Here is an 11,715-nt window from a genome sequence, read left to right as displayed (position 1 = left end):
GCCCCATGCGTGCGTGGTCTGCCTCCGACATCCCGACCCTCGACGTGACGGGCCCACCGGTGTCATTGCACGACACGGCGAGTGGCGGTCGGCTCGACGTGACGCCCGGTGAGGGCCCGGCTCGTCTCTACGTCTGCGGCATCACGCCCTACGACGCCACGCACATCGGTCACGCCGCGACCTACGTGGCGTTCGACCTGCTCGGTCGCGCCTGGCGCAGCGCCGGCCACGACGTCCGGTTCGTGCAGAACGTCACGGACGTCGACGACCCGCTGCTCGAGCGCGCCGACAAGGTCGGGGTCGCCTGGCAGGAGATCGCCGAGCGCGAGACGGCGCTGTTCCGAGAGGACATGGAGGCGCTGCACGTGCAACCGCCCGATGCCTACATCGGCGCCGTGGAGTCGATCCCCCTGGTGATCGACCTCATCGGCCGCATGCAGGACGCGGGCGCGGTGTACGCCGTCGAGCGGGATCTGTACTTCTCGGTGACCGCCGACCCGGCGTTCGGTGCGGAGAGCAACCTCGACCGCGAGGCGATGCTCGCGATCTTCGGCGAGCGCGGTGGAGATCCGGAGCGACCCGGCAAGAAGGATCCGCTCGACTGCCTCGTGTGGCGTGCGGAGCGTCCGGGCGAGCCGTCGTGGCCGAGCCCGTTCGGTCCGGGCCGCCCCGGTTGGCACGTCGAGTGCGCGGCCATCGCGATGGAGTACCTCGGCGGCGCGTTCGACGTGCAGGGCGGCGGATCCGACCTCGTCTTCCCACACCACGAGATGTGCGCGGGTCATGCCCAGGTCGCCAGGCCGGGGACGCCCTTCGCCCGGGCCTACGCCCATGCCGGCATGGTCGCCTACGACGGAGAGAAGATGTCGAAGTCCAAGGGCAACCTGGTCTTCGTCTCCTCGCTCCGTCTCGCCGAGGTGGACCCGATGGCCATCCGGCTCACGCTGCTGCGCCACCACTACCGCAGCGACTGGGAATGGACCGACCAGGAGCTGCTCGACTCCATCGACCTGCTCGCACGCTGGCGACGCGCGATCTCGCTCGGCGCCGGTGCTCCCGCCGAGCCCGTCGTGCATGCCGTGCTCACCGCGCTGGCCGACGACCTCGACGCCCCCGCCGCCGTCGCGGCCGTCGACGTCTGGGCGACCGCCACTCTCGGCGAAGGCACGCTGGCCGACACCACCGACGCCGACGCCGGCGCCGGCGTCCTCACGGTGCTCGACGCCGCCCTCGGGCTGGCCCTCTAACCACGAGGGGTCGAGAAATGTCCCTCGAGGGGTCAGGAACTGTCCCTCGAGGGGTCAATCGTCTGACTGACGACGCTTGAGGTAGCGCTCGAACTCGCGGGCGATGGCCTCGCCGGAGGCCTCGGGCAGCTCCGCGGTGTCGCGGGTCTCCTCCAGCGACCGCACGTAGTCGGCGATGTCCTCGTCCTCCTCCGAGAGCTCGTCGACGCCGCGCTCCCAGGCGCGGGCATCCTCGAGCAGCTCGCCGAGGGGGATCGAGGCCTGCAGCAGATCCTCGAGCTGGCCCAGCAGGGCCAGCGTGGCCTTGGGGCACGGCGGCTGGGCCACGTAGTGCGGCACGGCGGCCCAGTACGAGACGGCAGGCAGGTCCAGGCGCACGCAGGCGTCCTGGAAGACCCCGACGATGCCGGTGGGCCCCTCGTAGGTCGACTGCTCGAGCTTGAGCCGGTCGACCAGCTCGGGCTCGCTGGCGGTGCCGGTGACCGGGATCGGACGCGTGTGCGGGGTGTCGGCCAGCAAGGCGCCCAGGGTCACGATCATCCGCCCGCCCAGGTCGTCGACGGCGGCCAGCAGCTCGGCGCAGAACTGCCGCCACCGCATGTTCGGTTCGATGCCGCGGATGAGGATGATGTCGCGGTCGAAGCCCGGGGGAGAGGCGACGGCGATGCGGGTCGTGGGCCAGGTGAGCCGACGAAAGCCCCGCTCGTCGGAGCCCACCACCGGCCGGTTGACCTGGAAGTCGTAGAACTCCTCGGGGTCCAACGTGCCGACGACCTTGGCGTCCCAGACCTCGAGCAGGTGGTCGACGACGCCGGACGCCGCGTCGGCGGCGTCGTTCCAGCCCTCGAAGGCCGCGATGACGAGGGGGTCCACCAGCTCCGGCACGTCGTCGAACTCGATCACCGCACCAGCCTAGTGGGGAGGGTTCACGCGCCCGCGACGATTTCGGGGCGTCCCGACGGAATGCCACGATGTGAGCAGGCATTCCGGATACCGGACGCCGACCGAGAGGAGCCCGCCTCGTGACCACCGACTGGCGACCCGATGCCACCGAAGCGCTGACCCGAGCCCTGCGCTCCAGGATCCTCGTGATCGACGGCGCCATGGGCACGGCGATCCAGCGCGACCGGCCCGACGAGGCCGGCTACCGGGGCGAGCGGTTCAAGGACTGGGACGGCGGCGACCTGCAGGGCAACAACGACCTGCTCACGATCACCCAGCCGGCGCTCATCGAGGCGATCCACCAGGAGTACCTCGAGGCCGGCGCCGACATCATCGAGACCAACACGTTCAACGCCAACCGGGTCTCGCTGGCCGACTACGGCCTGGAGGAGCTCGCCTACGAACTGAACCTCGAGTCGGCGAAGCTGGCCCGGCGCGCCGCCGACGCCGTGGCCACCGACGACCAGCCCCGCTACGTCGCCGGCGCCCTCGGTCCCACGACACGCACGGCGTCCATCAGCCCCGACGTGAACGACCCGGCCGCTCGCAACATCACCTGGGACGATCTGGTGCCCGCCTACCTCGAGGCCGCCCGAGGCCTGGTCGACGGCGGCGCCGACCTCATCTTCATCGAGACGATCTTCGACACCCTGAACGCCAAGGCCGCGATCTTCGCCGTCGAGACCCTCTTCGAGGAGACCGAGCGGCGCTGGCCGGTCGTCATCTCCGGCACCATCACCGACGCCTCCGGCCGCACGCTCTCGGGCCAGACCACCGAGGCTTTCTGGAACTCGGTGCGCCACGCCAAGCCGCTCGCGATCGGTCTGAACTGTGCGCTCGGTGCGAAGGAGATGCGGCCCTACGTCGCCGAGCTCTCCCGCGTCGCCGACACCTTCGTCTCCTGCTACCCCAACGCCGGTCTGCCGAACGCGTTCGGTGAGTACGACGAGGCCGCCGAGGAGACCGCCCAGATCGTGGGTGGCTTCGCCGCCGACGGCCTGGTGAACCTGGTCGGCGGGTGTTGCGGCACCACACCGGCGCACATCGGTGCCATCGCCGGCGCCGTGGTCGACGCTTCGCCCCGCGAGCTGCCCGAACGTCCCGCGGCCATGCGCCTCTCGGGCCTCGAGCCGTTCACGATCGACGACGACAGCCTCTTCGTGAACGTCGGCGAGCGCACGAACATCACCGGCTCGGCGCGCTTTCGCAACCTCATCAAGGACGGCGACTACGACACCGCCCTCTCGGTGGCCGCACAGCAGGTCGAGAACGGCGCCCAGGTCATCGACGTCAACATGGACGAGGGCATGATCGACGGCGTCGCCGCGATGGACCGCTTCTTGCGGCTGGTCGCCTCCGAGCCCGACATCTGCAAGGTGCCGGTGATGGTCGACTCCTCGAAGTGGGAGGTCATCGAGGCCGGCCTGAAGAACGTGCAGGGCAAGCCGATCGTCAACTCCATCTCGCTCAAGGAGGGCGAGGAGGCGTTCGTGGCGCACGCCCGGTTGTGCCGCAAGTACGGCGCCGCGGCGGTCGTGATGGCCTTCGACGAGGACGGCCAGGCCGACAACCTCGGGCGGCGCCAGGCCATCTGCGAGCGGGCCTACCGGATCCTGGTCGACGAGGTCGGCTTCCCGCCCGAGGACATCGTCTTCGACCCCAACGTCTTCGCCGTCGCCACCGGCATCGAGGAGCACGCCACCTACGGCGTCGACTTCATCGAAGGCACCCGCTGGATCAAGCAGAACCTGCCCGGCGCCAAGGTGTCGGGCGGCATCTCGAACGTGTCGTTCTCCTTTCGCGGCAACAACCCGGTGCGCGAGGCGATCCACGCCGTCTTCCTCTTCCACGCCATCGAGGCCGGCCTCGACATGGGCATCGTCAACGCGGGCGCGCTCGTGGTCTACGACCAGGTCGACGCCGAGCTGCGGACGCGCATCGAGGACGTCGTGCTCAATCGCCGCGCGGACGCCGCCGAGCGGCTGCTCGAGATCGCCTCCGAGCACAACAGAGCCGGCGAGCAGGCGCAGGCCGTGACCGAGGCGTGGCGCGAGCTGCCGGTGGCCGAGCGCGTCACCCATGCCCTGGTGAAGGGCATCGACGCCCACATTGAGGCCGACACCGAGGAGCTGCGCGCCGAGATCGAGCAGCGCGAGGGCCGCCCCATCGAGGTCATCGAGGGTCCGCTCATGGACGGCATGGACGTCGTCGGCGACCTCTTCGGCGCCGGCAAGATGTTCCTGCCCCAGGTCGTGAAGTCCGCGCGGGTGATGAAGAAGGCGGTCGCCTACCTGATCCCCTTCATCGAGGAGGAGAAGCGGACAAATCCTGCGCTCGCCTCGGCCAAGGGCACCAACGGCACCATCGTGCTCGCCACCGTGAAGGGCGACGTGCACGACATCGGCAAGAACATCGTCGGCGTGGTGCTGGCCTGCAACAACTTCGAGGTCATCGACCTCGGCGTCATGGTGCCGGCCCAGAAGATCCTCGACACCGCCGCCGAGGTGGGCGCCGACGTCATCGGCCTCTCGGGTCTCATCACGCCCTCGCTCGACGAGATGGTCGGCTTCGCCACCGAGATGCAGCGCCTCGGGCTCGAGATCCCGCTGCTCATCGGCGGTGCGACCACCTCTCGTGCGCACACCGCGGTGAAGGTCGACGGCAAGTACGACGGTCCGGTCGTGTGGGTCAAGGACGCCTCGCGCTCGGTGCCCACCGTCTCCGCCCTGCTCAACCCGACTCGGCGCGAGACGCTGATGGCCAGTGTGGCCGAGGACTACGACGCGCTGCGCGCCCGGCACGCCGGCAAGTCCGAGCGCAAGCTACTCACGTTCGACGAGGCGAAGGCCCGCGCGCAGGTCGTGGAGTGGAGCGGCTACCAGCCGCCCGCGCCGCGCATGCCCGGCGTCCACGTGCTCGACGACTACGACCTCGCCGAGCTGCGCGAGTACATCGACTGGCAGCCGTTCTTCAACGCCTGGGAGATGAAGGGCAAGTTTCCCGACATCCTCAACTCGCCCTCGCACGGCGAGGCCGCGCGCAAGCTCTACGACGACGCCCAGGCGATGCTCGATCAGATGATCGCCGAGAAGTGGCTCACCGCCCGCGGTGTCTACGGGCTGCTCCCGGCCAACAGCGACGGTGACGACGTCGTGGTGTGGGCCGACGACGACCGCACCGAGGAACGCACGACGCTGTTCCAGCTGCGTCAGCAGGGCCAGCACCGCGAAGGCGTGCCCAACCGCTCGCTCGCCGACTACGTCGCCCCGGTCGGCAGCGGCCTGGCCGACCACGTCGGCGCCTTCGCCGTCACGGCCGGCATCGGCCTGCCGGAGCGGGTGCAGCAGTTCAAGGACGACCTCGACGACTACAACGCCATCCTCATCGAGGCGCTGGCCGATCGGCTCGCCGAGGCCTTCGCCGAGCGGCTGCACCAGCGGGTGCGCACCGAGTTCTGGGGGTACGCGGCCGACGAGAGCCTCGACAACGAGTCGCTCATCGCCGAGAGGTACGCCGGCATCCGGCCGGCACCGGGGTACCCCGCCTGCCCCGACCACACCGAGAAGCTCACGATCTGGAGCCTGCTCGATGTCGAGGCCAGCACCGGCATCGAGCTGACCGAGTCGATGGCGATGTGGCCCGGGGCCTCGGTCTCCGGCATCTACTACGGCCATCCCGACGCCCAGTACTTCGTGGTCGGTCGGTTGGGCCGCGACCAGGTCGCCGACTACGCCGGGCGCAAGGGCTGGAGCCTGACGGAGGCCGAGAAGTGGCTCTCACCCAACCTCGGCTACGACCCCGATGACTGAGCTCATCGGCGGCCTGCCGGCCGCCGTGCTCTGGGACATGGACGGCACGCTCGTCGACACCGAGCCGTACTGGATCGCGTGTGAGTTCGCCATGGCCGAGCGTCACGGCGGCACCTGGAGCCACGAGCAGGCGCTCGAACTGGTCGGCAACGACCTGCTGGAGTCCGGGCGCGTCATCCGCGACGGCATGGGCATCGACCGCACCCCTGCCCAGATCGTCGAGGAGCTTCTCGACGGCGTGGTCGAGCGCGTGCGCGACGAGGTGCCCTGGCGGCCGGGAGCCCGAGAGCTGCTGACCGACCTGCGTGACGCCGGCGTGCCCTGCGCGCTGGTGACGATGTCGTGGCGGAGGTTCGTCGACCCGATCCTCGAGCAGCTCCCCGACGAGGCGTTCGACATCGTCGTCACCGGCGACGCCGTCTCCGCCGGCAAGCCCGACCCCGAGCCCTACCTGATGGCGGCCCGTGGGCTGGGACTTGACCCGCAGGACTGCCTGGCGATCGAGGACTCCGGCACGGGCGCCACGTCGGCGTCGGCCGCCGGCTGCGGAGTACTCGTCGTGCCCCACCACGTAGCCGTGCCACCGGGTGAGCGTCGCGTCTTCGCCCCGGGTCTCGAGGGCCTGGACGCCGCCGCGATGGGTCGGCTGCACGCCGAGGCCCTCGCCGGCACGGGGCGCGCCGGAGCCTGACGCCTCCTGGACCGGCCCCCTGCTGGAGGAGAACCTACTGGACCGGCAGCGGTGGAGGTGTGCCCCCGAACTCCGGACACCGTGACTGGTGGGTGCACCACGAGCACGCGGCGCCGCGCCGAGGTCGCCAGTCCTGCTCGTCGGTGGCGCGTCGGATGGCCTCCCAGACCGCCTCGACCTTGCGCTCGGTCGCGAGCAGGTCGTGCTCGTCGGGCTCGTAGCGCAGCACCTCGCCGCTGCCGAGGTAGACGAGCTGGAGCACCGCGGGCACGACCCCGCGGGTGCGCCACAGCACCAGCGCGTAGAACTTGAGCTGGAACAGCGCCTTGGCCTCGAACCCGGGGCCGGGAGCACGACCGGTCTTGTAGTCGACGACCCGCACGGCACCGTCGGGGGCGACGTCGACCCGGTCGATGAACCCGCGCAGCAGCAACCGGGAGTCCAGCACCGTCTCGACGTAGAGCTCGCGCTCGGCCGGCTCGAGACGGGTCGGGTCCTCGAGGGTGAACCAGCGGTCGATGACGGTGCGGCACGACTCGAGCCACCGCTCGCGATCGGCACCGTCGAGCGCGTCGTCGAGCTCCTCGTCGAGAGCCGGAGTGGCCTCGAGGAGCGCCTCCCAGGACGGCGTCAGCAGTCTCGCGGCCTCCTCTGGTGTGCGCTCGTGGGCGGGCAGGTCGAAGAGCGTCTCGAGCACCTTGTGCACCACCGTGCCGCGCAGCTGGTCGGTGGTGGGCGGCTCGCTGATCTTGTCGACCGACCGGAACCGGTACATGAGCGGGCAGGACATGAAGTCCGCGGCCCGACTGGGTGAGAGCGCGCCCAGCACCTCGACACCGTCGACCGGGCTCGAGTGCGCCTCGGCGGGGGAGACCCCGGCCACTGCTGTCGTGCTCATGCTGCGACCCTAGACGCCGGGACCGACACGCTCGCCCCGCCACGCTAGCCTCACGGTGTGAGCCAGAGCCCCGCCCCGCGGCCGCCCGGCACCATCCGGGTCGGCAGCATCGCGGGCAGCGACGTGCTGGTGAGCTCGTCGTGGTTCGTCGTCGCCGCCCTCATCGCGGTCCTCATGGCGCCGGTCGTCGAGCAGACCCAGCCCGGCCTCGGGGCGTTGAAGTACGTCGCCGGCGTGGCGTTCGCCGTCCTGCTCTACGGGTCGGTGCTGCTGCACGAGGCCTCGCACGCGCTCATGGCGCAACGGTTGGGCCTGCCGGTCGGCGCGATCACGCTGCACTTCCTGGGCGGCATGACCACCATCGAGGGCGAGGCGCGGCGTCCGCGCGATGAGTTCCTCGTGGCCGTCGTCGGTCCGATCACCTCCATCGCCGTCGGCGGCGTCGCGCTGCTCCTGACCGGCGTCCTGCCGGGTGGACTGGTGCTGCTGGCGGCCCAGGGCCTGGCCGGCGCCAACCTGCTGGTCGGCGTCTTGAACCTCGTGCCCGGGCTGCCGCTCGACGGCGGTCGGGTGCTGCGCGCCGGCGTCTGGGGCCTCACGGGCAGTCCGCGGCGGGGCACGGTCGTCGCAGGCTGGGGAGGGCGCGTGGCAGCCGTCGCGGCGCTCGCCTGGCCGCTGGCCCAGGAGGCCCTCTTCGACACCCGCCCCGACATCGTCGACTGGGCGCTGGCTTTCATGGTCTCGGTGTTCCTCTGGACCGGGGCCACCTCGGCGATGACCACGGCCGCGATCCGGGCGCGGCTTCCCCGCCTGGTCGCACGCGATCTCGCGCGACGCTCCCTCGCGGTGCCCTCCGACCTGCCGCTGGCCGAGGCCGTGCGCCGGGCGCAGGAGGCCGAGGCCGGTGGCATCATCACCACCACTCCCGCCGGGGCGCCGGTGGGTGTGGTCAGCGAGGCCGCGCTGATGGCCACGCCCGAGGACCGGCGTCCATGGATCGCGACGGCCACCGTCGCCCGCACGCTCGTCGAGGGGCTGACACTGCCGGCGGGGCTGACCGGCGAGGATCTCGTGCGCGCGATCGGCCTGCACCCGGCGAGTGAGTACCTCCTGGTCGAGGACGACGGCAGCGTGTTCGGCGTGCTCGTCACCGACGACGTCGAGCGGGCCTTCTCCGCCGGCCGATCCGCCGACTGACACCTGCCGACCCGATTCGCCTAGGGTGCCGCCGTGCCCGAGAACGAGCCTGCCGAGAGCGAGACGCAGCCCGACGTGCCGGCGCAGGCCTGGTCCGGTGTGCACCGCGGTGTGCTGCGACCCGGTGAGTGGGTGCGCCTGGTCGACAGCAAGGGCCGCAAGCACAACTTCGCGCTCGAGGCCGGTAAGCGCTTCTTCTCCAACCGCGGACACCTCGACCACGACGAGCTGATCGGGCGCGAGGAGGGCTTCACCGTCACCACCTCGGCCGGTGGCGAGTACCTCGTGTTCCGGCCGCTGCTCTCGGAATTCGTCGTGTCGATGCCCCGCGGTGCGGCCGTCGTCTACCCTAAGGACGCCGCCCAGATCGTCGCCCTGGCCGACATCTACCCCGGCGCGCGGGTGGTCGAGGCCGGGGTGGGCTCCGGTGCCCTCACCTGCTCGCTGCTGCGCGCCGTCGGTCCGCATGGGCGCGTCGCCTCGTTCGAGCGCCGCGAGGAGTTCGCCGAGGTCGCCCGCCGCAACGTCGACCAGTTCTTCTCCGCCCCGCCCGGCGAGAGCCACCCGGCGTGGACCCTGACCGTCGGCGACCTCGCCGAGGCGCTGCCCGCCTCCGGCGAGCGCTGCGACCGGATCATCCTCGACATGCTCGCCCCGTGGGAGTGTCTCGAGGCCGCCGCCGACGCGCTGGTGCCGGGGGGCATCGTGTGTGCCTACGTGGCGACCACCACCCAGCTCTCTCGCTTCGTCGAGACCGTGCGCGTGCACGGCGGGTTCACCGAGCCCCAGGCCTGGGAGTCGCTGGTACGCGACTGGCACGTCGAGGGCCTCGCCGTGCGGCCGGGTCACAAGATGATCGGGCACACGGCCTTCCTCGTGACGGCTCGGCGGATGGCACCGGGTGCCCGCCCGCCGCGGCGCACGCGGCGTCCGGCTCCGGGCGCCTACGGCGTCGACTACCACGGGCCGCGTCCGGCCGACGTCGTGTCCACCGACGCCTGATCGTGACCGACGCCGCGCGAATCGCGACGTAATCCACCCTTCTCCGTGGCCCCGGCACGGGTAGGGTCCAAGGTCACGAGGAGGTGCGCAGATGACACCGTCGGAGCACGAAGACTTCCACCCCGCCCAGAGCGCCCGGGGGCGCGACCCCGAGCAACTGGCCAGCCAGGTGCGCTTCCTCGAGGCCGAGGTCGAGGATCTGCGGCGGCGACTCGCCGCCGGGCCCACCTCCTCGCGCTCGGTCGAGATGCGGCTGGCCGACGCCCAGCGCTCACTGGCGGCACTCACCAGCCAGAACGAGCGGCTCGCCGAGACGCTGCGCGAGGCCCGCGATCAGATCACCAAGCTCAAGGAGGAGGTCGACCGGCTCGCGCAGCCGCCGGCCGGCTTCGGCACCTTCCTCACCCGCAACGACGACGACTCCGTCGACGTCTTCACCGGCGGTCGCAAGCTGCGGGTGACCGTGAGTCCCGCCGTCTCGCTCGACGACCTCCAGCGTGGCCAGGAGGTCATGCTCAACGAGGCCCTCAACGTGGTCGCCGCGATGGACTTCGAGCGCGCCGGCGAGGTCGTGATGTTCAAGGAGCTGCTCGCCGACGGCGATCGCGCCCTCATCATCGCCAACGCCGACGAGGAGCGGGTGGTCAAGCTGGCGCAGCCGCTGCTCGGCGAGACCCTGCGTGCGGGCGAGTCGCTGCTGCTCGACTCGCGGTCGGGCTACGTCTACGAGAAGGTGCCCAAGTCCGAGGTCGAGGAGCTCGTGCTCGAGGAGGTTCCCGACATCGCCTACGAGTCGATCGGCGGCCTCTCGGGCCAGATCGAGCAGATCCAAGACGCCGTCGAGCTGCCCTACCTCTACCCCGAGCTGTTCACCGAGCACGAGCTGCGTCCGCCCAAGGGCGTGCTGCTCTACGGTCCTCCGGGCTGCGGCAAGACCCTCATCGCCAAGGCGGTGGCCAACTCGTTGGCCAAGAAGGTCGCGGCCAAGACCGGCGCCGAGGGCAAGTCCTTCTTCCTCAACATCAAGGGCCCCGAGCTGCTCAACAAGTACGTCGGCGAGACCGAGCGGCACATCCGCCTGGTCTTCCAGCGGGCGCGGGAGAAGGCGTCGGCCGGTACCCCGGTCATCGTGTTCTTCGACGAGATGGACTCCCTCTTCCGCACCCGCGGCACCGGCGTCTCCTCCGATGTCGAGAACACGATCGTGCCGCAGCTGCTCAGCGAGATCGACGGTGTCGAGCTGCTCGAGAACGTACTGGTCATCGGCGCCTCCAACCGCGAGGACATGATCGACCCGGCGATCCTGCGGCCTGGGCGCCTCGACGTGAAGATCAAGATCGAGCGCCCCGACGCCGAGTCGGCGCGCGACATCTTCTCCAAGTACCTCACGCCCGGCCTGCCCCTGCACCGCGACGACCTCGCCGAGTTCGGCGGCGACCGCGAGGCGTGTGTGGCCGGCATGATCCGCGCGACCGTCGAGCGGATGTACTCCGAGACCGAGGAGAACCGCTTCCTCGAGGTCACCTACGCCAACGGCGACAAGGAGGTCTTGTACTTCAAGGACTTCAACTCCGGCGCCATGCTGCAGAACATCGTCGACCGCGCCAAGAAGATGGCGATCAAGGACTTCCTCGACGCCGACCTCGACGAAGCACACAAGGGTCTGCGGGTGAGCCACCTGCTCCAGGCCTGCGTCGACGAGTTCAAGGAGAACGAGGATCTGCCCAACACCACCAACCCCGACGACTGGGCGCGGATCTCCGGCAAGAAGGGCGAGCGGATCGTGTTCATCCGCACGCTCATCACCGGCAAGCAGGGCACCGAGCCGGGTCGTTCGATCGAGACGGCGTCGAACACGGGCCAGTACCTCTGATCCATCCCTGACCTGATGGTGACCCAGGTGGACTAACCCCGGTTGACCATGGCGCT

The 11,715-nt window shown here is 70.5% G+C and carries 8 protein-coding genes; 6 read left to right on the top strand and 2 right to left on the bottom strand.

Annotation, left to right across the window (positions count from 1 at the left end):
• Nucleotides 1–5 precede the first annotated feature (5 nt).
• On the top strand, nucleotides 6–1,247 hold the full coding sequence (gene mshC, locus ISG29_RS15440) for a cysteine--1-D-myo-inosityl 2-amino-2-deoxy-alpha-D-glucopyranoside ligase (protein ID WP_194504346.1): 1,242 nt from the start codon (nucleotides 6–8) through the stop codon (nucleotides 1,245–1,247).
• A gap of 54 nt (nucleotides 1,248–1,301) precedes the next feature.
• Here the strand turns inward: mshC and ISG29_RS15435 are convergent, their stop codons facing one another.
• Nucleotides 1,302–2,150, bottom strand: a complete 849-nt coding sequence (locus ISG29_RS15435; RefSeq protein ID WP_194504345.1) for a PAC2 family protein — start codon at nucleotides 2,148–2,150, stop codon at nucleotides 1,302–1,304.
• Nucleotides 2,151–2,269: 119 nt separating this feature from the next.
• On the opposite strand from ISG29_RS15435, the gene metH reads away from it, so the two are divergent.
• Together metH and ISG29_RS15425 are read left to right on the top strand one after the other, a co-directional pair.
• Nucleotides 2,270–5,998, top strand: a complete 3,729-nt coding sequence (gene metH, locus ISG29_RS15430; RefSeq protein WP_194504344.1) for a methionine synthase — start codon at nucleotides 2,270–2,272, stop codon at nucleotides 5,996–5,998.
• Nucleotides 5,991–6,689, top strand: a complete 699-nt coding sequence (locus ISG29_RS15425; protein ID WP_194504343.1) for an HAD family hydrolase — start codon at nucleotides 5,991–5,993, stop codon at nucleotides 6,687–6,689. The genes metH and ISG29_RS15425 overlap by 8 nt, the downstream gene beginning before the upstream one ends.
• A 34-nt stretch (nucleotides 6,690–6,723) precedes the next feature.
• Here the strand turns inward: ISG29_RS15425 and ISG29_RS15420 are convergent, their stop codons facing one another.
• Nucleotides 6,724–7,587: a RecB family exonuclease gene (locus ISG29_RS15420; protein ID WP_194504342.1), complete on the bottom strand. Its 864-nt coding sequence runs from the start codon at nucleotides 7,585–7,587 to the stop codon at nucleotides 6,724–6,726.
• A 57-nt stretch (nucleotides 7,588–7,644) separates the two neighbouring features.
• On the opposite strand from ISG29_RS15420, the gene ISG29_RS15415 reads away from it, so the two are divergent.
• The 3 genes from ISG29_RS15415 to arc all read left to right on the top strand — a co-directional run bounded on the left by ISG29_RS15415 (nucleotide 7,645) and on the right by arc (nucleotide 11,659).
• Nucleotides 7,645–8,784: a site-2 protease family protein gene (locus tag ISG29_RS15415; RefSeq protein ID WP_194504341.1), complete on the top strand. Its 1,140-nt coding sequence runs from the start codon at nucleotides 7,645–7,647 to the stop codon at nucleotides 8,782–8,784.
• Between the two features lie 99 nt (nucleotides 8,785–8,883).
• Complete coding sequence (locus ISG29_RS15410; protein WP_194504455.1) at nucleotides 8,884–9,786, top strand: tRNA (adenine-N1)-methyltransferase; 903 nt, start codon at nucleotides 8,884–8,886, stop codon at nucleotides 9,784–9,786.
• Between the two features lie 91 nt (nucleotides 9,787–9,877).
• On the top strand, nucleotides 9,878–11,659 hold the full coding sequence (gene arc, locus ISG29_RS15405) for a proteasome ATPase (protein ID WP_194504340.1): 1,782 nt from the start codon (nucleotides 9,878–9,880) through the stop codon (nucleotides 11,657–11,659).
• Nucleotides 11,660–11,715 lie beyond the last annotated feature (56 nt).

The sequence above is a fragment of the Nocardioides acrostichi genome, from assembly GCF_015319165.1.
Taxonomy (GTDB): domain Bacteria; phylum Actinomycetota; class Actinomycetes; order Propionibacteriales; family Nocardioidaceae; genus Nocardioides; species Nocardioides acrostichi.
The sequence above is the reverse complement of the archived record's forward strand: the minus strand, read 5'-3'. Positions and strand labels throughout refer to the sequence as shown.